The following is a 21,781-nucleotide window of genomic DNA, read 5'->3' as shown; positions in this document are numbered from 1 at the left end:
GCCGCGCAACCGGATCAGAAATCCAGGTCGGCATAATGCGCGGGCGGCGGAAAGCCCGGCACCTGGTCGGCCAGGATGCTGCGGAAAGCGGGCCGCGACTTGATCTTGGCATACCAGTCCTTGACCGTCTCGCTGCGGTTCCAGTCCACGTCCGAGATATAGTCGAGCGACGACAGATGCGCGGCGGCCGCGAAATCGGCCAGCGTCATGTTGTCCCCGGCCAGCCAGCGCCGCCGGTCCAGCAGCCACGCCATGTAATCCAGGTGATACTTGATCGCCCGCGCGCCCGACTTCACGTTGCCGCTGTCGGGAAAGCCCTGCTTCATCACCTTCTTGTTCACCCGTTCGTAGACCAGTTTCGAGGTCACTTCGCTGTGGAACTTGTCGTCGAACCAGGCCACCAGCCGCCGCACCTCATAGCGCCCGTCGGTGTCCTTGGGCATCAGCGCGGGGTCGGGGTGGGTTTCCTCCAGCCACTCGCAGATCGCCGCGCTTTCCGACATGGTGCGGCCGTCGATCTTCAGCACCGGCACCTTGCCCGCGGGGTTGCGGCGCAGGAAGTCGGGGTTCTGTTCCCAATAGCGTTCTTCGATCAGCTCGCATTCGATCCGCTTTTCCGCAAGGGTCAGGCGCACCTTGCGGCAGAACGGGGACAACGGAACGTGATAGAGCTTTGCCATACGGCGACCTCGTTGAAACGCGTGCGGAAACTTATCCTTGAATGCACGCTAAGGCGTGCAATTTCAATCCTCGAAACAGGCGGCGCGGCCATCCCGGCGGATCGTCTCTGCCCCGTCGAGGATGCCGGCAGCGCGGCGGCGCAGGTTGGCGGTGGGCCGCGCGGCATCGCGTGCCTTGGGGTTGGGCAGCACTGCGGCCAACCGCGCGGCCTGCACCGCGCTCAGCGCCTCGGGGCCGATGCCGAAGTAATGCCGCGCCGCCGCCTCGACGCCGAATATGCCTTCGTCGAACTCCACGATATTCAGATAGACCTCGAGAATACGGCGCTTGGACCACGTCGCCTCGACCAGCGGGGTGATCAGTGCCTCAAGCGCCTTGCGCGACCAGTCGCGCCCATGCCAGAGAAACGCGTTCTTGACCACCTGCTGGCTGAGCGTCGATGCCCCGCGCCGCGCGCCCTGTTCCAGCGCGGCACGGATCGCGGCCATGTCGAACCCCCAGTGCAGGCAGAAATTCGCATCCTCCGCCGCGACCACGCTGCGCGCCATGACCGGCGCGATCTCGTCCATCGACACCCAGGCCCGGTCCACCCCGCCCAGCCTGCGCGCCTCGTGCCGGATATAGGGTGTGGTCCGGGGGTCGATCACCGTATAGGACAACACCCAGATCGCCAGCAGCGCAACCGCGACCAGCAGGCCGCGCACCGTCCAGCGCAAGATCCACCGCAGCGGGCGCAGCGGCGCGCGCGCAATCGCGGCGACCGGGCCGTCCGCCGTGGATTTGCGGCCCTTCCGCCGCGTCGGTTTGCCAGATTTCCGCGCCATCATGCCAAGCTATAGGCCGCTCAGGGTGCGGTGAAAACCCCGCTCAGGCGACCAACGTCGCCGCCTCGTAGCCGCGCAGAACCGGGCGGGCCGGTATCCCGTGCAAGGGATGACGCGCGGCCAGTTCGGGAAACAGCGCCAGGATCTCGGCGCTTTGCGCATCGGCCGGGCGGTCGGCGGCGCCATCGGCGAAATAGCTTTCGGTGGCGATCCCTTCGGAAAAGACCACTTCATGCCGGTCGAACAGCAAATGCAGGTAGGTGACCGAACCGCCGGCGCGGATGTGTATCGTATCGCCGTTCACCAGGTGTTTCGCGGCAACCAGCACCTCGGGCTCTCCGAACATCAGCTCGGCCTGCCAGCTACGCAGCAACACGCGGTGCTGCTGCGACACGATCAGCGCGCGCATGTTGCCCAGCGCACCCGGTGCGATATGCACCGGCGCATAGTTTTCACAGGCGCGCACCGTCGTGCGACCGATCCAGCGCACCGGCTGCAACCCGTTGTCGAGCGTGCGGACAAGCTGCCCGGCGGTCAGCGTTTCGATGGGGCGCACGCCGCGATCGGTTTCGATCAGCGTTCCCAGCCCGAAACACGCCGGCCCCAGATCGCCCAGCGGCACCTGCGTGCTGGTGTTGACCCAGGTCGAACTCAGGAAGGTCGCGTTTTGCAGGACAGTGCCATCGGTCGGTGTAAACACCGCCGAACCACCGGACCGGTAAAAGGTGACGCCGGTGATCCACTGCGTCGTGTTGTCCGGCCAGCGGACACGAATCTGGTCGCCGACCCAGACGCTTGTCACGGTCAGGCCGCCGACCGTGTCACCGGCCGAGGTCGACACGTAGTTGTCGTTATTCGCATCGTTGATGGCGAATTGCTGCACGGTCAGGGCGGTGCCGTACGAGGGCGCCGAACCTGGGTCCAGGACGAAGAACTGATCACTGATCACGGCCAAAACCCTGATCCTTTCCTACTCGAACGCGATACCACCCTTCGCTTCAATGCAGGAAAAATCAGCCACAAATACGAGGGAACTTTGGCCGGATTGTGATCGGCAGAAAAAACCCCGCGGCAGGAATGCCGCGGGGTCGCCTTTTCAATGCCGTAGGCGCTTATTCCGCCGGGATCGCGCCTTGTTCCAGCGTCAGGGGATGCGGGATGTTGTTCAGCATCTCCTTGGGGCAGACCTGGATGAAATTGGCGCGCTCGGCATCCCAGTGTTGCAGGATGTCGCCCGCCTTGCGGCTGCCGGTTTCGGCATGGTGCTGTTCGACCAGCCCTTTCAGCTGCGCCTCCCAATGGTCGACCTCGACCGGGCAGGTCACCAGCGTCTCCATGTTCATCAGCGGCAGTGCCAGCCCTTCGGGATCATAGAGATAGGCCATGCCGCCGGTCATGCCGGCCCCGAAATTGGCGCCGATCTGACCGAGAATTACGGCAACGCCGCCAGTCATGTATTCGCACCCGTTCGAGCCGCAGCCCTCGACCACCACCCGCGCACCCGAGTTGCGCACGGCGAACCGCTCGCCCGCGCGGCCGGCCGCGAACAGGTAGCCGTCGGTCGCGCCATACAGCACCGTGTTGCCGATGATCGTGTTCTGATCGGCCACCAGCGGGCTGGCCATCGGCGGGCGCACCACGATGATGCCGCCCGACAGGCCCTTGCCGACATAGTCGTTGGCATCGCCCGACACCTCGATCTTGAGGCCCGGCGCGGCGAAGGCACCCAGCGACTGCCCGGCGCTGCCGTTCAGCTTGACCGTCAGGTGATCGGGCTGCAGCGAATTGCGCATCCCGAACCGCCGCACGATATGGCTGGAAACGCGGGTACCGACGGTGCGATGCGTGTTCTGCACCGCGTATTGCAGCTGCATCTTCTCGCCATCCTCGAGGAACCGCGCGGCGTCGCGCACGATCTCGGCGTCCAGCGTATCGGGCACCTCGTTGCGCGGCTTGTTGCGGTCATAGACGATCTCGGCCGCGCCATCGACGGTGATCAGCAGCGGGTTCAGGTCCAGGTCGTCCAGATGCGCGGCGCCACGGCTGACCTGGCTCAGCAGGTCGGCGCGGCCGATCACCTCGTCCAGCGACCGCGCCCCGATCGAGGCAAGGATCTCGCGCACTTCCTGGGCGTAGAAGGTGATGAGGTTCACCACCTTGTCGGCCGTGCCGGTGAACTTGGCGCGCAGCGCCTCGTCCTGGGTGCACACGCCAACCGGGCAGGTGTTGGACTGGCACTGGCGCACCATGATGCAGCCCATCGCGATCAGCGCGGCGGTGCCGATGCCGTATTCCTCGGCCCCCATCATCGCGGCCATGACGATGTCGCGCCCGGTGCGCAGCCCGCCATCGGTGCGCAGCGTCACGCGGCTGCGCAGGTTGTTCATCGCCAGCACCTGATGCGCCTCGGTCAGGCCCATCTCCCACGGGAGGCCCGCGTATTTGATCGAGGTCGCGGGCGATGCGCCCGTGCCGCCATTATGGCCCGAGATCAGGATCACGTCGGCCTTGGCCTTGGCCACGCCCGCCGCGATGGTGCCGACACCCGAGGACGCCACCAGCTTGACCGTGACCTTGCAGCGTGGGTTGATCTGTTTCAGGTCATATATCAGCTGCGCCAGATCCTCGATCGAATAGATGTCGTGGTGCGGCGGGGGGCTGATCAGCGTTACGCCCTTGGTCGAATGCCGCAGCCGCGCGATCAGGTCGGTGACCTTCATCCCCGGAAGCTGGCCGCCCTCGCCGGGCTTGGCGCCCTGGGCCACCTTGATTTCCAGCTCTTCGCACTGGTTGAGGTATTCGGCCGTCACGCCGAACCGGCCCGAGGCCACCTGCTTGATCTTGGCCGACGGGTTGTCGCCGTTCGGTTCGGGCACGAAATGCGCCGGGTCCTCGCCGCCCTCGCCGGAATCCGACTTGGCGCCGATGCGGTTCATCGCCACGTTCAGCGTCTTGTGCGCCTCGGGCGACAGCGCGCCCAGCGACATGCCCGGCGTCACGAAACGCTTGCGGATCGAGGTGATCGATTCCACCTCTTCCAGCGCGATCGGTTCGCCCAGCGGCTTGATCGCCAGCAGGTCGCGCAGGTGGATCGGCGGGTTCGCCTGCATCTTGGCCGAATACTGCTTCCACAGCTGATAGCTGGCCTTGTTGCAGGCCATCTGCATCATATGCATCGTCTGCGCGCCCCAGGCGTGGGTCTCGCCCGACTTGCGCGCCTTGTAGAAGCCGCCGATGGGCATCACCGCGTCGGCCTTCCAGCCGCGGGCGTGGACCTCTTCGGCCTTTCTCTGAATACCGCTGACACCGATACCGCTGATACGGCTGAGCATACCGGGGAAATACTCGGCGCACATGGCGCGCGACAGGCCGACGGCCTCGAAATTCAGGCCGCCGCGATAGGACGAGATCACCGAGATTCCCATCTTGGCCATGATCTTGAGCAGCCCCTGGTCGATCGCTTCACGATAGCGGGCGACCGCCTCGGTCAGCGGGCCGTCCAGCAGCCCGCGTTCGATCCGGTCGGCGATGGAATCCTCGGCCAGATAGGCGTTGACCGTGGTCGCGCCGCAGCCGATCAGGACCGCGAAGTAATGCGGGTCGATGCATTCGGCCGACCGCACGTTGAGCGAGCAGAAGGTCCGCAACCCCTTGCGCGTCAGGTGGCTGTGCACGGCGCTGGTGGCCAGGATCATCGGCATCGCAACGCGCTCGGCGCCCTGGTGCTGGTCGGTCAGCACAAGGTGGCCCGCGCCCGAACGCACGGCATCCTCGGCCTCGGCGCGGATACGCTCCAGCCCCTTTTGCAGCGCACCGGGACCGCCGGCGAAGGTGCAGTCGATCTCGACCATGTCGGCGTTGAACGCCTCTTTCACCCGCTGCCATTGCGCGTTGCCCAGGAACGGGCTGTCCAGCACGATGATCTCGGTCTGGCTGCTGCTTTCGTCCAGCACGTTCTTGAGGTTGCCGAACCGTGTCTTCAGGCTCATCACCCGGTATTCGCGCAACGAGTCGATCGGCGGGTTGGTCACCTGGCTGAAGTTCTGGCGGAAGAAGTGGCTGAGCGGGCGATACTGCTTGGACAGCACCGCGCTGGGCGTGTCGTCGCCCATCGAGGCCAGCGCCTCCTTGGCGTCCTCGACCATGGGCGACAGGATCTGTTCCAGCTCTTCCACGGTATAACCGGCCGCGATCTGGCGGCGGCGCAGCTCGTCACCGGAATAGATCGCCGTTTCGGTGACCTTGGCCAGTTCCTCGTCCAGTTCGGTGATCTTGCCGACCCATTCGCCAAAGGGCTGGCTGGCCGCCAGTTTGTCCTTGATCTCGGTGTCGTGATACAACGCGCCTTCGGCCATATCCACGGCCAGAAGCTGCCCGGGGCCAAGCGCGCCCTTTTCCTTGACCCGGGTTTCGTCGACCGGAACCATCCCCGCCTCGGACCCTGCGATCAGCAGCCCGTCGCCGGTGATGACATAGCGCATCGGACGCAACCCGTTGCGGTCGAGCCCGGCGCAGACCCAGCGGCCATCGGTCATCGCCAGGGCGGCGGGGCCGTCCCACGGCTCCATCACCGAGTTGCAGTAGGAATACATGTCGCGCCACGCCTGCGGCAGTTCCACCGCCTGCTTGGACCAGGATTCCGGCACCAGCATGGTCTTGGCCATCGGCGCATTGCGGCCCGCGCGCACCAGCGCCTCGAACACCGCGTCCAGCGCGGCCGAGTCCGAGCTGCCCGACTGCACGATCGGCTTGATATCCTCGGCCATGTCGCCGAACGCGGCGCTGGCCATGCGGATCTCGTGGCTTTTCATCCAGTTGACGTTGCCCTTGAGCGTGTTGATCTCGCCGTTGTGGGCCAGCATGCGGAACGGCTGCGCCAGCCACCATTGCGGAAAGGTGTTGGTGGAATAGCGCTGGTGATAGATCGCAAAGGCGCTTTCGAACCGCTCGTCCTGCAGGTCTGGGTAGAACTCGCTGACCTGCTCGGCCAGCATCATGCCCTTGTAGATGATCGACCGGCACGACAGCGACGCAAGATAGAGGTTGCTGATACCGGCGGCGGCGGCGGCCTTTTCGATCCGGCGGCGGATCACGTAAAGTTCGCGCTCAAAAGTCTCTTCGTCGACGCCCTTGGCGTTCGAGATCAGGATCTGTTCGATTTCGGGGCGGGTGGCGTTCGCCTTTTCGCCCAGCACATCGACATTCACCGGCACGTGGCGCCAGCCATAGATGTAATACCCCATGCGCAGGACTTCGGTTTCCACGATCGTCCGGCAGGTTTCCTGTGCGCCATGATCGGTGCGCGGCAGGAACACCTGGCCCACGGCCATCAGCTCGTCATTGCGGGGCTTGTGGCCGGTGCGCTCGATCTGGTCATAGAAGAACGCGACGGGGATCTGCAGGTGAATGCCCGCGCCATCGCCGGTCTTGCCATCGGCGTCCACCGCGCCACGGTGCCAGATCGCCTTGAGCGCGCTGATACCGTTTTCCACCACCTTGCGGCTGGGTTTGCCGTCGATCGACACGGCAAGGCCCACGCCGCAATTGGCCTTTTCATCGGCCTCGGAATACAGGCCGTTCCCGGCCAGCCACTTGCGCCTGGCCTCTTCGGCTCTGACCCATTCGGCATCATATTTGGTCATGGCTTGTCTCCCTCGACAAAGAGGTTTTCCGATTCATATTCTGCGCGCGTCAGGCGCCTGTGGTTGCCGGCAAGCGGCGCATAGGCGGGTGCGCAATCCACGTAGATTTCCGAGATCAGCGGGAAATCCCGCGCGTCGGGGAACAGCCCCGGCATGAACTCGTAATCGTCCGGCGGCGTGGTGTTGCGCATCCACAGATGGCTGCCGCAGGTCTGGCAAAATGCCCGCTCGGCAAATTCCGAGGACTGGTAGCGGACGACCGGCCCGGTGATCGTCACCGCCTCGGGCGCCGCGGTGAAGACGCCGAACACGGCGCCGTTCCAGTGCTGGCACATGCTGCAATGACAGACCCCGACGGCGGCGATATGCTCGCCCCCGATGCGGATCGTGACGGCACCGCACAGGCAGTGGCCGTCCATCCGGCCGGTTCTGCGATAGGCGGTTTCGGTCATCGGTCTGCCTCCCTTTCCGGGTCGTTCATTCCGCCGCCACCGCGGCCGGTTGGTTCAGGTAGTCCAGGATCGCCTCGGACGCATCGCGCCCGTCACGGATGGCCCAGACCACCAGCGAGGCGCCGCGCACGATGTCGCCCACTGCGAATACGCCGTCGAGGCTGGTCTTGCCGGTGGTGAAGTCGGCCCTGATCGTGCCCCAGCGGGTCACGTCCAGCCCGTCCACGCCCCAGAGCTTTGGCAGATCCTCGGGCTCGAACCCAAGCGCCGTGATCACAAGGTCGGCGTCTTCAAGGTAATCCGCACCCTCGATCGCCTCGGGGCTCTGGCGGCCGGTGGCATCGGGGGCACCGAGGCGCATCTTCTGCACCATCACGCCCGCGACCTTGCCGTCCTTTTCGGTAAAGCCCTTGGGCGCGGTCAGCCATTCGAACTGCACGCCCTCTTCCTCGGCGTTCTGCACCTCGCGTTGCGAACCGGGCATGTTGGCGCGGTCGCGGCGATAAAGGCATTTCACGCTTTCGGCGCCCTGCCTGATGGCGGTGCGCACGCAATCCATCGCCGTGTCGCCACCGCCGATCACCACCACCTTCTTGCCCGCGGCGTTCAGCTCGCCGCTGTCGAATTCGGGCACGCTGTCGCCGAAATTCGCCGCGCGGTTCGAGGCGGTCAGGTAATCCAGCGCCTTGACGATCCCGGCCGCACCGGCGCCCGGCCCGCCCAGGTCGCGACTTTGATAGACGCCCGTGGCGATCAGCACCGCATCGTGTTTCGCGCGGATATCGTCGAACGGGATATCCTCGCCCACATTGCAGTTCATGACGAAGGACACGCCGCCCGCCGCAAGCTGGTCGTTGCGGCGCATCACCACGTCCTTTTCCAGCTTGAAGCCGGGGATGCCATAGGTCATCAGCCCGCCCGCGCGGTCATAGCGGTCATAGACCGTGACCTGCACGCCGGCGCGGCGCAGCATGTCGGCCGCCGCCAGCCCGCCGGGGCCCGCGCCGATGATGCCCACGCTTTCGGGGCGTTCCTGCGCGGGCTTCACCGGTTTGACCCAGCCTTCCTCCCACGCGGTGTCGGTAATGTATTTCTCGACCGCGCCGATGGTGACGGTGCCGTGGCCCGATTGTTCGATCACGCAATTGCCTTCGCACAGGCGATCCTGCGGGCAGATGCGGCCACAAATCTCGGGAAAGGTGTTGGTGGCCTGACTGACCTCATACGCCTCTTGCAGGCGGCCCGTGGCGGTCAGGTTCAGCCAGTCGGGGATGTTGTTGTGCAGCGGGCAATGCGACTGGCAATAGGGCACGCCGCACTGGCTGCAGCGGCTGGCCTGCTCCTTTGCCTTTTCAGCCGCGAATTCCGCATAGATTTCGTGAAAGTCGGCGCGCCGCTCATCGGCGCCACGCTTTTCGGGCATGTCGCGGGCGACGGTTACGAATTTCAGCATCGGTTGCTTGGCCACGGTTGGAGCCTCCGCTCAGATTCCTTCGGTCGCGCCCGTATAAGCGAGTTTCGGAGTCGATAAAAGTAAATTCTACTGACCTAAATTCATGTTTTTCGATGCCGCAAGGCAGCAAGTCGCGGGAATCTTGCTAATTTTATGACCGAACCGGACCTATCTATGTGCTTTCCCTTTGATTCGAAGGGCGCTAGCAATGTGCCAAGTCCACCCGGGAAGCCACGCATGACCCTGTTCCACATTTTCCTAGTCGCCGTGGTGCAGGGCATTACCGAGTTCCTGCCGATCTCGTCCTCGGGGCATCTGATCCTGCTGCCCGGACTGACCGGGATGCAGGACCAGGGGCAGGTGATCGACGTGGCCGTGCATGTCGGCACGCTTTTCGCCGTCATCCTCTATTTCTGGGCGGATGTGCGCGTGGCGCTGGTGGGCCTGCCGCGGCTGCTGACCGGGCGCGCGGATACGCCGGGGGCACGGCTGGCGTTTCTTCTGCTGGTCGCCACGATCCCGGCGGTGATTTTCGGCCTGATCCTGAAACTCACCGGCCTGAACGACGCGATGCGCGGCATCACGGTGATCGGCTGGACCATGCTGCTGTTCGGGCTGCTGCTCTACTGGGCCGACCAGACCGGCGCGACGGAAAAGACCGATGCCGACTGGGGCCTTGGCGATGCGATCAGGATGGGGCTGTGGCAGGCGGTTGCGCTGATTCCCGGCACATCACGCTCGGGCATCACGATCACCGCTGCGCGGATGCTGGGCTATGCCCGGCATGACGCGGCCAAGATCGCAATGCTGATGTCGATTCCCGTTATCATCGCCAGCGGCACCCTTCTGGGGATCGAGGTGGCAGCCACCGCAAACGCACGGGCCGCGCGCGACGGGGCGATCGCGGCCGTTTTCGCCTTTGTCGCAGCGCTGCTGGCGCTCAGCCTGATGATGCGACTGCTGCGCGCGGTCAGCTTCACGCCCTACGTGATCTATCGCGTGATTCTGGGCGGCATCCTGCTGTGGATCGGCTACCGCTGAAGCATTTCGGGGAAACCCTGAAACGCCCGGTCAGGTCCGCAGGTTGCGCGCCGAGTTCTTGATGGCGGCATATTGCCCGGACGGGCGATAGGACCACAGGTATTCCGGCAGCACCGCCTCGGTCGCGGTGGGCTGGATACCGAGATCGGCCAACCCCTTCGCGCCTTCGGCCATCACTGTGTCGGCCTTCAGGCCCTTGACCTGATCGCGGGTCAGCAGCGTGTTCTTGACCAGGCCGAAGGTCGCCACCTGCACCATGTCCAGCCCGAAGGCCATGATCCGGGCAACCCAGAACGGCAAGTTCACGATCAGGCGGCGGCGCTGGATCACGCCCAGCATTTCCTGCATCAGTTCGCGGAAACTGCCCACGTCCGGGCCGCCAAGCTCGTAAATGCCGCTGGCCTTGCCCTCGACGCCCATTACCGCCGCGGCGGCAACGTCATCGACATAGACAGGCTGGAACTTCGTATCGGCCCCCACCAATGGCAGCACCGGCGAGGACGCGGCCATTGTGGCGAACTTGTTGAAGAACCCGTCCTCGGGCCCGAACACCACCGACGGGCGCAGGATCATTGCGTCAGGCATATGCGCCAGAACGGCCTCTTCGCCCAGCGCCTTGGTCTGCGCATAACGGCTGGGGCTGTCCTTGTCGGCGCCGATGGCCGAGATATGCACCAGGCGCGCAACGCCCTCTTCCGCGGCGATACGCGCGATACGCTCGGCCCCTGCGTGCTGAACCGCGTCGAAATTGTTCTTTCCGCGCGCCTCGAACGTGCCCACGCAGTTCACCACCGCGTCGGCCCCGTGCATCACGGCACGCACGCTGGCATCGTCGCGAATGTTGCAGAACACCGGCTCGACCTGGCCCGGCACGCCGTAGGGTTTGACATGCATCGCCTCGTTCGGGCGGCGCACCGCGACACGCACGCGCCAGCCGTCGCTGGCCAGCCGCTGCGCGATATAGCGCCCCACAAAGCCCGATCCGCCATAGATGGTGACGAGTTTCGACATGTCTGCCTCCGGCCCTGAAAATCCTGTCCGTTCCTACCCCCAACCGCCCCCCGGAACAAGACGATTGAGAGGAATCCGAAAAATCACCAGAATCGCCGTTGACAGCATCGCGCGGCAGGTCTAAACGCCCCTCCACGACACCTGCCCAGGTGGCGGAATTGGTAGACGCGCTAGCTTCAGGTGCTAGTGTCCGTACGGACGTGGAGGTTCGAGTCCTCTCCTGGGCACCATTCCCCCGAAACGCGACGATGTGACCCGGTCCGGCACCCTGCCGGGGACAAACCCCTTGCGCCGCTGCCGGTGAGGTTGGATAACCCCGCAAATACAGCGCGGGCCCTGCCCGAAACGCCCCGGACCCTTGTGGCGCGGAAGGACGATCATGACGAACCATCTTTACAGGAACGATCTGCCCGACGGGCTGGACCTTGGCCCGGTCGTGGCCATCGACTGCGAAACGATGGGCCTGAACCCCCATCGTGACCGGCTGTGCGTGGTGCAGATGTCGGGCGGCGATGGCGACGCGCATCTGGTGCAGATCGAAAAGGGCCAGACCGGGGCGCCGAATCTCTGCGCGATGCTGGAAAACCCCGATGTGCTGAAGCTGTTTCATTTCGGGCGATTCGATATCGCCGCGCTCTATAACGCGTTCGGCGCGACGACCGCGCCGGTCTATTGCACCAAGATCGCCAGCAAGCTGGTGCGCACCTATACCGACCGGCACGGGCTGAAGTTCCTGCTGCAGGAACTGCTGGGCGTCGACATCTCGAAACAGCAGCAATCGAGCGACTGGGGCGCAACCGCCCTGACCGAAGCGCAGCTCGACTATGCCGCCTCGGACGTGCTGCACCTGCACCGCCTGAGGGAGGCGCTGGACCGGATGCTGGAGCGCGAGGACCGCACCGCGATGGCGCAGGCCTGTTTCGATTTCCTGCCGATGCGCGCCCGGCTCGACCTGGCCGGCTGGCCCGAAATCGACATTTTCGCCCATTGATCGCGGCGGCGCGCATATCGCGCCCCGGGGTGGCACGCGCATGAGCCGCCGGGACAGATACTATCCCCGCCTGATCGCGTGGCTGCGAATCCTGTTGCCGCTGCTGGCGCTGGGGCTGCTCTCGACGCTGTTCCTGCTGTCGCGCAATATCGACCCGTCCAGGACCATCCCCTTCGTCACCGACGAAATGGAAAACCGCGTGATAGACCAGCAGGTGACCGGCCCGTTCTTTTCCGGCGCGACCGCCGAGGGCGACCTGATCTCCTTTATCGCAACGACCGCACGCCCCGACCCCGAACAGGCTGACCGCCTTCTGGCCAGGGATCTGACCGCGCATATTGATTTCCTGAGCGGCTCGGCAATGGATTTTTCCGCGAAACAGGGCGTCGTCAACGACCGCAGGCAAGAAGCCGAGCTGATCGGCGACGCGGTGATCACCACTTCGGCCGGGTACCGGATGACCACCGAAAAGCTCACGACGGCACTGGATAGGATCGAAGCCGAAACCGCGGGCCCGGTCACTGGCACCGGGCCGCCGGGGCGGATTGATGCCGGAAAGATGCAGATCGACAGCGATCCCGAAACCGGCAACGCCCATTTGCTTTTCACAAACGGCGTCAAGCTGATATATGATCCGGCAAACTAGGGGGTAGCAGTGTCAGCCATTCGTCACGTCCTTGCCGTTTGCGGTGCGCTTTTCCTGGCGTCGGCCGCGCAGGCGCAGACCACCAGCGTCGCATTCGGCAACATGCAGCAGGACACCAGCCTGCCGGTCGAGGTCACCTCGCAGGAATTGTCGGTCGACCAGGAAACCGGCATCGCCATCTTTACCGGCGACGTGGTGATCGTGCAGGGCGAGATGCGGCTGGCCGCCCCCCGCGTCATGGTCGTCTACAGCGAGGACCAGCGCCGTATCCAGCGGCTCGAGGCGACGGGCGGTGCGACGCTGGTCAGCGGCGAGGACGCGGCCGAGGCCGAGCGCGCCGATTACGACATCGACACCGGCCTTGTGGTGATGACGAACGACGTGCTGGTGACACGGGGCCTGAACGTGATGACATCGGACTACATGACGGTGGACCTGACGACCGGTTCGGCCCAGATGCACGGCCGGGTCAAGACCATTCTGCAACCGCAGGAGTGACCGAATGGCCCGCCCCGACCTTACCGTAACCGATGGCGACCTGGGCTTGCGCGTCGTCAACCTGCGCAAAAGCTATAAGAAACGGGTGGTGATCCGCGATTTCAGCATGGAGCTGAACCGCGGCGAGGTGGTCGCGCTGCTGGGGCCCAACGGCTCGGGCAAATCCACCACCTTCTACATGATCGCTGGTCTGGTGACGGCCGAGGCGGGCCAGGTGATCCTTGACGGGCGGGACGTGACGAACCTGCCGATGTACCGGCGCGCGCAGCTCGGTATCGGCTATCTGCCGCAGGAAATGTCGATCTTCCGCGGCCTCAGCGTCGAGGACAACATATCGGCGGTTCTGGATATTGCGGTCAGGGACCGGCACAAGCGGCGCGAGCGGCTGGAAGAGTTGCTGAGCGAATTCTCGATCGAACATTTGCGCCGCGCACCGGCGCTGGCCCTGTCGGGCGGCGAGCGGCGCCGGGTCGAGATCGCCCGCTGCCTGGCCGCCGACCCGAAATACCTGCTGCTCGACGAACCCTTCGCCGGGGTCGACCCGATCAGCGTGGGCGATATCCGGCATCTTGTTGCCGACCTTAAAAAACGCGGCATCGGCGTTCTGATCACCGATCACAACGTCCGCGAAACACTGGAAATCGTCGACCGCGCCTATATCCTGCACGATGGCAAGGTGCTGATGTCGGGCACGCCCGAGGACGTCGTGCGCAACGACAATGTGCGCCGCGTCTACCTGGGCGATACCTTCCGCATGTCGTGACGTGGCATTTCGATGCGCAAACAATGGGTTTCGCCGGTTTCGATTGACAGCAGCCGCCCGACTCGCCTCAAATGGGAGTATGACATTCCTGGGTTTTGCACCGCATTCGCGCATGGCCTGTTTGCCAAGGCCCGGTCGGCCACAATCCGGCGGAATGTCATTTCCAAGCATTCGGGCATAAACAAACCGGTTGCATCCCGCGGCCGGACAAGACCCCCGATTTGTCACGTAAAGGAGACAAGATGCTCTATCAGATCACCGGTAAGCAGATCGACATTGGCGAGGCCCTTCAGACCCATGTGAAGACCGAACTGGGCAGTACGGTCGAAAAATATGCCGGGCGCCCGACCGATGCGAATGTGACTTTCTCGAAATCGGGGCACGAATTCGTGTGCGAGGCGACAGTGCATCTTTCCACCGGCCTGACGGCGCAGGCCAAGGCCCACGCCACCGAAATCTATGCAGCCTTCGATGGTTGCAACGAAAAGATGGACAAGCAGCTTCGCCGCTACAAGCGGCGGCTCAAGGATCACCACCGCGAGCGGTCCGAACCTGTTGAACTCATCGGCGTGTCCTCGTATATCCTCGCCTCTGACAAGGATGACGCGGAATCAGAGCCCGAAACGCTCCAGCCGATGATCATCGCCGAAATGGAAACGCGTGTCCCGTCCCTGTCCGTAGGCGAGGCGGTGATGCAAATGGAACTCGCGGGGGCGCCGGTGCTGGTGTTCCGAAACGAAGGCAAGGACGGGTTGAACGTGGTCTACCGCCGCGATGACGGTAATATCGGGTGGATCGATCCGAACTGATATAAACCGCGGCCATCCCGATCCGGCCGCGCGCCAGAGACAGGACGAGCATGCAACTTTCCACGATCCTCAAGCCAGAGGCGGTCAAGGTCGTTTCTTCGGCATCGAGCAAGAAACGCCTTCTGCACGATCTGGGCGACCTTGCCGCCAGCGCATACGGAATCGATTCCGCGCGCGCTGTCGAGGCGTTGATGGAACGCGAAACGCTCGGCCCGACAGGGGTGGGCCACGGCGTGGCCCTCCCCCATGCCCGCATCGGTGACCTCGACGAGGTGGTCGGCGTGTTCATCCTGCTGGAGAAACCCGTCGATTTCGACGCGGTCGACCGCCAGCCGGTCGACATCATATTCGGCCTTTTCGCCCCCGAAGAGGCCGGTGTCGAACACCTCAAGGCGCTGGCGCTGGTATCGCGCACCCTGCGCGAGCAGTCGATCTGCAAGAAGTTGCGGGCCAATGCGGATGCGCAGACGCTTTACACCATCCTGACCGAGGCGCAGACGGTGCAGGCCGCCTGATCAGGCCCAGCGCCCGAAACCGAAGGTGACGTAGTCGCGCTGGTACACCTGCGCGGCAAGCGCCTCGATCTCGTCATCGTAGATCTCGGGCAGCGCAAAGGGCGCCTCGTCCGGCGCGGCCCCCGGCACCGGCACCGGATCGCACCCGGCCCGCCGCGCGAGGTCGGGCAGCGTTTCGGCCATATCCGCCTCGCGCAGGATCAGGTCGGGCAGCGCGAAACCGGCAAACCCCTGCACCACCTGCGCCTGGCTGGCCCAGCCCGCATCGACGCGGATGCCGGTCTGCCCGTTCAGGTTCTTCTTCAGAAACTCCAGGAACGCCAGGAAGGCCGCACGATGCGCGGCGCGGTCGTATTCCGCCCCCGGTTCCTGCCCCGGGATCGGCAGCTTGAACGCCTTGCGCAAGGTCTTGCGAATCTCGGCATAGCTGCCCGGCCCGGTGGACAGGATGCGCCGGCAGAACACGTCATGCGCCCGCGCCACCGGATGACGCAGCACGGTAAAGCCGCGATGCCCGGGAAGGGCGCGTTTCCACTGGCGCAGGGTTTTCTGGGTGAATTTCGCCTGCAACCCATCCACCCCGACCCCGTCGAGCGCCGCAAGCCATGACATCACCTGCGCCTCGGGCCCCGAGCGGACCGGCATGTAAAGCAGCGGCGCCCGCGCCGCGGCGACGAAACTGGGCACCTGCGCCCCGCGGCGCGGTTCGAAATTCGGCGTGCGGCTCAGGTTGAAACGGTCCAGCCGCGCCAGCGCCTCGCCCATCGCCTCGAAATTCCTGACCTTGTCGGCCATCGGTTCGGGATTTTGCTTTTTCAGGCTCTGATCCAGCGTTTCCAGCTGCCCTGATATCCCCAGCCAGCGCGCCAGCCCGTTCATCACCTCGACGCTCTGCAGATCCTCGTAATCGACATAGAAAGCCGTCTGGCCGGTGATCTGCAATGCGTTCAGCAGCCGCAGCTGGAACTCCTGCAACGCATCCAGATGCGTCTCGAACTCGTCCCGGTCAAAGGTAATGCGGCTGTCCCTGCGGCGGCGGGCATCGGTCAGCTTCCACTGGCCGGTGGCCTGCGCGATCTTCCAGCTGACATAGCTTTCGGCGGGGTTGCGCGTCAGGATGATCTTGGCACAGCGCGGATCGCCCAGCACCGCCTCCAGCACGCGCGGATCGTGATCGTGAAAGAACCGGAACCCGCCCAGCCCCCCGGTCGCGTCCCGTATCGTCGTGACCAGCCGCAGCGGATCGGCATCCCGCATCGCCTGCGTGATCCCCAGGATCTCGGTCCTGTTCGGATAACCGATGAAATGCGGGTTGAACGCCTCGCCATGGCAGGTAACCCCGTCATAGGCGTTCAGGTTGGTTTCCAGGAAATTCGACCCCGTCCGCATCTCGGCGAAAACGACGAAGTAATCAAAGGGCTGCGGCATGGCTTACTTGACCAGATAGGGTTTGCGCGGGCGGCTTTGCTGCGGGCCCAGGTCGCGCGTCACCGGGAAATCGCCCATCAGATAGGGATGCATTCCCTGGTTCTTGAGGTTCTGCAGGAATTGCCCGAACCCCGCCAGATCTTCCATCTTGGGCACTTCGGCAAGGCGGCGCAGGGATTTGTTGCCGATCTCGTCGATGATGGATTGCAGCGGTTCCATCGGGGCCTCGATGAACTCGGCCATCGTCCAGATGCGGGTGCGCGCCTTGGCATAGGGCGACCGCAATACATCCAGGAACTTGCTTTCAACGCGCTGCAACTCCGCCGCTGTTCTTCGGATATCGGCGAAATTCCTGTTCGACTTGAACAGCGGAACCGCCCACGCCCCGGACACGACCGAGATCTGCGCGTTCGAATCCTTGGCCATGAACCAGTTGATGTCCTGGGTGTCGCCCGGCCCGAACTGGAAACACTGGCGTTCGCCACGGGTGTTCCAGATCAGGTTGGTCAGAAAGGCCCGCGGATTGTAGTCGCGCGCGCAGGCATTGTCCGTCAACGCGCCGTTCATGATGGTTTGCCGCTGCGCGTATTCCACGCGCCCGGGGGCGAAAAGATGGCCGTGCACACGCGCGCCGGTCGCCTTGGTCAGCCATGTCTCGAAATCCTCGAACAGGTCCGAGAAACCGCAGAACACCGAGTAACGCCCCGAGGTCACGCCGTTTTCCCAATCCTCGTTGGGAAAGCGGCTTTGCATGTAAAGGCCCGGCCGCCCGCGCGTCCGTTTTTCCACGGCCTTGGCAAATATCCGGTCGATCTTGCCCGGGTTCGGTTCGGTCCGTTTCATCGCGCCGGCCGGATCGGTCAGGAACGCCTCGTAAAGGCGGCCGGCATGGGGCCAGATCTTGCGCGCGACAAAGCAGTCGGACCGCCGCAAAAGCTGCAGGTGATCGTCGTAGAAGATATGCGGCTTGCCCTGGAAATCGAACTTCGACAGGGTCAGCGACCGGCTTTCGATATTGGTGGAGTAAAGCCGCGCAAGCGTCTGGAAATAGCTTTCGTCGGGAATCCAGACCTTCGAGAAATAGGCGTCGTAAGTGTCACGCTCGGGGTCTTGCAGGATCGCCGACAGGGTCTGGCGGGTCAGGCACCACCACTGGCTGCCCATATGCGGCACGATTCCCCTGGGGATCTTGCGGTGCAGCCGCAGCCGCCGCTGGAGTTTCACGTAACCGTCGAAAAACCGGCGGTGCTTTTTCCAGCTGAACGGAAACCGCAGCGTGAACCGTTCGTGATCCAGCCCGCCCACCGTCCAGGGCACGTCGGCGGTTGTGGCGCTTTCGATGAAATCGGTGCGCGGCCGGTCAGCCAGGTAGTCGATCAGCTCCTGCACCGGCCGCAACGGCAGGCACGACCCCGAGGCCAGATAGACATGGCGCACCTCGGGAAACTCGGCCAGCATCAGCTCGGACGCGCTTTGCGATGCGGCAACGATCCCCCAGGTGCCCCATTCGCAACGATGGCGACGCGAGAACCGGACATTCGGCAGATCCGACAGCGCCTTTACGAAAGCGTCATAGGTCTTGCGCGGCACCTTCCTGTCAGCGTGGATCACCACCGGGCAGCCGGCGGCGTGCCAGTGTCGCGCCACCTGCTCGGCCCGGCCCAGCGCGGTATGCACCAGCATGACGATCCCGACATTCATCCGCGCGTGCCCCGCTTCATGCCCAGTTTCCCTTGGACATGAGGCCCAGGATCTCCAGCTGCCGCCAGTTGATGTATTTCTCAGACCATTTGCACCACAGATCGGGGTTTTCCGTCAGCCTTTCGGCATAGGCCCTGTATTCGACACTGGCGGCATAATGCTGCTTGCGCGTCAGCTCCTCGGCGGCCTTGACGGTGAAGGTATCCAGGAACTTGGTATGCAGCAGAACCCCGCTGGCCTTTTCGCCGCCCCATTCGTCGTAGACAAGGTTCAGGCCGCGCGGCAGCAGCATGTGGGTCGAACTGACATAGGCATAGCGCCGGTCCCATTTCACCAGCGGTATCTTGTTCAGCGCCGGCGCCTTTTCCGGCATCTCGGGGAAAAACACCCGCGCCCGCGGCCCGCCCTGTATCCACAGGTTGCCGAAGCGGCGGTTCCTAGAAATCGTGTAATTCCCGGAATCGAACCAGGTTGCGATCTCAAGCGGGTCCTGCCCCGCGCGATAGGGCTGTTCGTCGATCCGCCCCTTGGGATACATGTCCAGCAGCATCGCCGGGAACGACTTGATCGACGAAGCGTCCAGCCAGTCGGTCAGCGCCCGGATCGGGCGTGTGTCGCAGAACGGGTAGACCAGGAATTCGTCCGGGTCGACCACCAGCGCCCAATGCCCATGCGCATATTTGCGTTGCAGCCAGTTCAGCCAGTCCACCCCGAAACGCGACCGCCTGTAGCTGTGCGCACTCTGCCAGACCGATACGTCGGGCTGATCGGCCAGGTAATCGACCGATCCGTCGCTGCTGGCGTTATCGACGATCAGGAAATGGTTGACCCCCATCTCGCGGTAATAATTCAGGAAAAACGGCAGGCGGACCTGTTCGTTCCGCAGGGTCGAGAACAACAGGATATCGCCGGGGCGGATCTGCGATGTCCGGTCGATCACCGTTTTCAGCTCGCGGCGCTTGCGAAACGCGCGAATGAGCCAGCGTTTCCGCTGGAGCCTCAAACGGTATGATTGCAACGCGCCCAAATCGTCATCCCCGTCCCGTGCCCGAGGGATCTGTCCCCGGTCGCGCCTATACCAGTCTGCTTAAGACGGTATTGAAATGCGCATCCCATCCCGGCACTTCGACCGCTCTTTCCCCGGATCCTGCCCGTTCTCCGGCCAACATGGCCATTATTCTTTGCTGCCAAGGATATATGTCGCCGACCTGTGCGTAAACGGGAATATCGCCCAGTATCTCCCGATACACCGCAAGATCGTTGCACAGAACCGGCACGCCCAGCGCCGCCGCCTCGGCGGCGGGCAGGCCATAACCCTCGGCATGGCTGGGAAACAACAGCCCCGCCGCCCCGGTCAGCGCCGCCGCCAGTTCCGCGTCGTCCAGCCCCGGCAGTTCGAAAACGTCGCGCCCGATCATCGGATCGCTGTCGAGCCTGTGAAACACCGCCTCGTTGTTCCAGCCGCGCGCGCCGCAGATCACAAGCTGCGGCATCGGCCGGATACCGTCGCGCCGCAGCCCGGCCCAGAGGTCCAGAAGAAAGCCGTGGTTCTTGCGCGGCTCGATCGTGCCCACCGTCACGAAATACGGCCGCCCCGGATCGAACCCGGCGGGGTGCGGCCATGCCGCTGCCGGTTCGGGCAGATCCACCCCCAGATGCGCCACGACGATCGGCGGCACGGGCCCCCATCGCCCCATGATGTGGTGCAGGTCGCCCCCGGTCTGGTGCGAGTTGCAGATGATCCAGTCGGCCCTGGCCCGCACGCGCCGCAGCATCGGGCCGAACCGTTCGGCGACGCCCGCCCGCTGATACTGCGGAAAATCCAGCGGGATCGTGTCATGCACGAAAACCGCGATACGCGCGTCCGCACCCAGCCTGACGGCGATCAATACGCGATCGGTCAGGTTGCTGTGGCCGATGTTGAAATAGATCGCCCCCCGCGGCACCGCGCGCGCCAAAAGCCGCGTCAACCGCGCGGGCAGGCACCGCGCCACCGCCAGCCGCCGCACATCCGCCTCGGCCCTCTGCCGTGGCGCGGACAGGCCCCGCCGCATCCGCGACAGCCGGTCGGCCTCGCCCCAGGGCAGCGCGCCGGACAGCCTGTCGCGCAACCCTGCCATCCCCGCCCGGTCAAGCAGCGCAAACCCGTAAGCCGTGCGCACAAGCGCAAACAGCGGCACGTCCAGCCCCAGGAAATGATCGAGATAGGCCCGTTCCACGCGGTCCACACCGGTGGGCGTGCGGCCTGCCCGGCTGACAAGCCGCGACAGATCCAGCAGGAACCCCGCCGGTGGGGCATTGGCCCTGTCAGTCACGGCAGGCAACGCCGCCTTACTCGGCGGCCTTCTCGAGCGAGACGATTTCACGCAGGTATTGCGCCAGCTCGTCGCGCAATTCCGGGCGCGACAGGCCGAAGGATACCGTGGCCTGCAGGAAACCCGCCTTCGATCCGCAATCGAATCGCTGGCCGCGGAAACGATAGCCAAAGACATCGCGCCCCGCCTCGATCTCGGCGGCGATGGCGTCGGTCAGCTGGATTTCCCCACCTGCCCCGGATTTCATCTTGTTGAGGTTCTGCAGGACATGCGGCGTCAGGATGTAGCGCCCGATCACGGCCAGGTTGGACGGCGCTTCGCCCATCGGCGGCTTTTCCACCATGCCATTGACCGACACGACCGATCCCATGTCCTCTTTCACGTCGAGAATGCCGTAGGCGCTGGCCTTTTCCTGCGGCACCTCCATCGCGGCCACCACGTTGCCGCCGGTTTCCTCATAAGCCTCGACCATCTGCTGAAGGCAGGGCTTTTCCGCCGCGATCACGTCATCGGGCAGGATCACCGCGAAGGGTTCGTTCGCAATCAGCCGCCGCGCGCACCAGACTGCGTGGCCGAGCCCCAACGCCTTGTGCTGGCGGATATAGGCGATGGCCCCGCTTTCCATGTTGGTGTTTCTGAGGATCTCCAACAGCTCGGTCTTGCCCGATTTGCGCAGGGATTGTTCGAGTTGCGGCGCCTCGTCGAAATAATCCTCAAGCGCGCCTTTGCCGCGCGAGGTGACAAAGATGAATTCCTTGATACCGGCAGCCCGCGCCTCGTCGATGGCGTATTGGATCAGGGGGCGGTCGACCAGGGTCATGATCTCTTTCGGGACGGATTTCGTCGCCGGGAGGAACCGCGTTCCCAGACCCGCAACCGGGAAGATGGCTTTGGTAAGTTTTTTTCTCATATCCTGACCTCTAACTCGTGATCCACTTTCTGTCGCGTGGTCTTTTCGGGCGCAGTCTTGCACATGGAAATGGGTAAAACATGTTAATTTCCGGGCATCGA

Annotated in this window: 19 protein-coding genes and 1 tRNA gene; 8 read left to right on the top strand and 12 right to left on the bottom strand. The window is 64.2% G+C overall.

What is annotated here, in order from left to right; genetic code table 11:
* Positions 1-14 precede the first annotated feature (14 nt).
* The 6 genes from fzlA to F3H87_RS15620 form a co-directional block, all read right to left on the bottom strand.
* Entirely contained in the window at positions 15-680 is a 666-nt protein-coding gene (gene fzlA / locus F3H87_RS15645) for an FtsZ-binding protein FzlA (protein WP_149787242.1), read from the bottom strand.
* A gap of 63 nt (positions 681-743) precedes the next feature.
* Positions 744-1,505, bottom strand: a complete 762-nt coding sequence (gene mtgA, locus F3H87_RS15640) for a monofunctional biosynthetic peptidoglycan transglycosylase (protein ID WP_149787663.1) — start codon at positions 1,503-1,505, stop codon at positions 744-746.
* Between the two features lie 43 nt (positions 1,506-1,548).
* Positions 1,549-2,454, bottom strand: a complete 906-nt coding sequence (locus F3H87_RS15635; RefSeq protein ID WP_223228092.1) for a Hint domain-containing protein — start codon at positions 2,452-2,454, stop codon at positions 1,549-1,551.
* A gap of 163 nt (positions 2,455-2,617) precedes the next feature.
* Positions 2,618-7,147 carry a glutamate synthase large subunit gene (gltB, locus tag F3H87_RS15630; RefSeq protein ID WP_149787244.1) on the bottom strand — a complete coding sequence of 1,510 codons (4,530 nt, stop codon included), beginning with the start codon at positions 7,145-7,147 and terminating at the stop codon, positions 2,618-2,620.
* Positions 7,144-7,599 (bottom strand): GFA family protein, encoded by a 456-nt coding sequence (locus F3H87_RS15625; RefSeq protein WP_149787245.1) that lies wholly within the window; start codon positions 7,597-7,599, stop codon positions 7,144-7,146. The genes gltB and F3H87_RS15625 overlap by 4 nt, the downstream gene beginning before the upstream one ends.
* A 25-nt stretch (positions 7,600-7,624) precedes the next feature.
* Positions 7,625-9,067, bottom strand: a complete 1,443-nt coding sequence (locus F3H87_RS15620) for an NAD(P)-dependent oxidoreductase (RefSeq protein ID WP_149787246.1) — start codon at positions 9,065-9,067, stop codon at positions 7,625-7,627.
* 222 nt (positions 9,068-9,289) lie between these two features.
* On the opposite strand from F3H87_RS15620, the gene F3H87_RS15615 reads away from it, so the two are divergent.
* Positions 9,290-10,093 carry an undecaprenyl-diphosphate phosphatase gene (locus F3H87_RS15615; protein ID WP_149787247.1) on the top strand — a complete coding sequence of 268 codons (804 nt, stop codon included), beginning with the start codon at positions 9,290-9,292 and terminating at the stop codon, positions 10,091-10,093.
* A 30-nt stretch (positions 10,094-10,123) separates the two neighbouring features.
* Here the strand turns inward: F3H87_RS15615 and F3H87_RS15610 are convergent, their stop codons facing one another.
* Complete coding sequence (locus F3H87_RS15610; protein WP_149787248.1) at positions 10,124-11,104, bottom strand: complex I NDUFA9 subunit family protein; 981 nt, start codon at positions 11,102-11,104, stop codon at positions 10,124-10,126.
* A 143-nt stretch (positions 11,105-11,247) separates the two neighbouring features.
* On the opposite strand from F3H87_RS15610, the gene F3H87_RS15605 reads away from it, so the two are divergent.
* From F3H87_RS15605 to F3H87_RS15575, 7 genes are all read left to right on the top strand, one after another.
* Positions 11,248-11,334: transfer RNA gene (locus F3H87_RS15605), tRNA-Leu, on the top strand.
* A gap of 149 nt (positions 11,335-11,483) precedes the next feature.
* Positions 11,484-12,095, top strand: coding sequence for a ribonuclease D (locus F3H87_RS15600; protein WP_149787249.1), 612 nt, complete (start codon positions 11,484-11,486; stop codon positions 12,093-12,095).
* Positions 12,096-12,135: 40 nt separating this feature from the next.
* The gene (lptC, locus tag F3H87_RS15595; protein WP_149787250.1) at positions 12,136-12,741 is read left to right on the top strand and encodes an LPS export ABC transporter periplasmic protein LptC; all 606 of its coding nucleotides are present in this window, start codon (positions 12,136-12,138) and stop codon (positions 12,739-12,741) included.
* Between the two features lie 18 nt (positions 12,742-12,759).
* On the top strand, positions 12,760-13,239 hold the full coding sequence (lptA, locus tag F3H87_RS15590; RefSeq protein ID WP_223228091.1) for a lipopolysaccharide transport periplasmic protein LptA: 480 nt from the start codon (positions 12,760-12,762) through the stop codon (positions 13,237-13,239).
* 4 nt (positions 13,240-13,243) lie between these two features.
* The gene (gene lptB / locus F3H87_RS15585) at positions 13,244-14,002 is read left to right on the top strand and encodes an LPS export ABC transporter ATP-binding protein (protein WP_149787251.1); all 759 of its coding nucleotides are present in this window, start codon (positions 13,244-13,246) and stop codon (positions 14,000-14,002) included.
* Positions 14,003-14,244: 242 nt separating this feature from the next.
* Entirely contained in the window at positions 14,245-14,811 is a 567-nt protein-coding gene (hpf, locus tag F3H87_RS15580) for a ribosome hibernation-promoting factor, HPF/YfiA family (protein WP_149787252.1), read from the top strand.
* 50 nt (positions 14,812-14,861) lie between these two features.
* Positions 14,862-15,326 (top strand): PTS sugar transporter subunit IIA, encoded by a 465-nt coding sequence (locus F3H87_RS15575; RefSeq protein ID WP_149787253.1) that lies wholly within the window; start codon positions 14,862-14,864, stop codon positions 15,324-15,326.
* Here the strand turns inward: F3H87_RS15575 and F3H87_RS15570 are convergent, their stop codons facing one another.
* The 5 genes from F3H87_RS15570 to galU all read right to left on the bottom strand — a co-directional run bounded on the left by F3H87_RS15570 (position 15,327) and on the right by galU (position 21,680).
* Entirely contained in the window at positions 15,327-16,754 is a 1,428-nt protein-coding gene (locus tag F3H87_RS15570; protein ID WP_149787254.1) for a sulfotransferase domain-containing protein, read from the bottom strand. It abuts the gene before it with no gap.
* A gap of 3 nt (positions 16,755-16,757) precedes the next feature.
* Complete coding sequence (locus tag F3H87_RS15565) at positions 16,758-18,455, bottom strand: DUF5927 domain-containing protein (protein WP_149787255.1); 1,698 nt, start codon at positions 18,453-18,455, stop codon at positions 16,758-16,760.
* Positions 18,456-18,471: 16 nt separating this feature from the next.
* Entirely contained in the window at positions 18,472-19,458 is a 987-nt protein-coding gene (locus tag F3H87_RS15560) for a glycosyltransferase family 2 protein (protein WP_188129158.1), read from the bottom strand.
* 70 nt (positions 19,459-19,528) lie between these two features.
* Positions 19,529-20,770 (bottom strand): glycosyltransferase, encoded by a 1,242-nt coding sequence (locus F3H87_RS15555; protein ID WP_262974987.1) that lies wholly within the window; start codon positions 20,768-20,770, stop codon positions 19,529-19,531.
* A gap of 16 nt (positions 20,771-20,786) precedes the next feature.
* Positions 20,787-21,680 carry a UTP--glucose-1-phosphate uridylyltransferase GalU gene (galU, locus tag F3H87_RS15550; RefSeq protein WP_149787257.1) on the bottom strand — a complete coding sequence of 298 codons (894 nt, stop codon included), beginning with the start codon at positions 21,678-21,680 and terminating at the stop codon, positions 20,787-20,789.
* Between the last annotated feature and the right edge of the window lie 101 nt (positions 21,681-21,781).

Origin of the sequence: Lutimaribacter pacificus (genome assembly GCF_900142185.1) — a bacterium.
GTDB classification, from domain to species: Bacteria; Pseudomonadota; Alphaproteobacteria; order Rhodobacterales; family Rhodobacteraceae; genus Lutimaribacter; species Lutimaribacter pacificus.
Note: the sequence above shows the minus strand (reverse complement) of the source record. Positions and strands in the feature narration are given on the sequence as shown.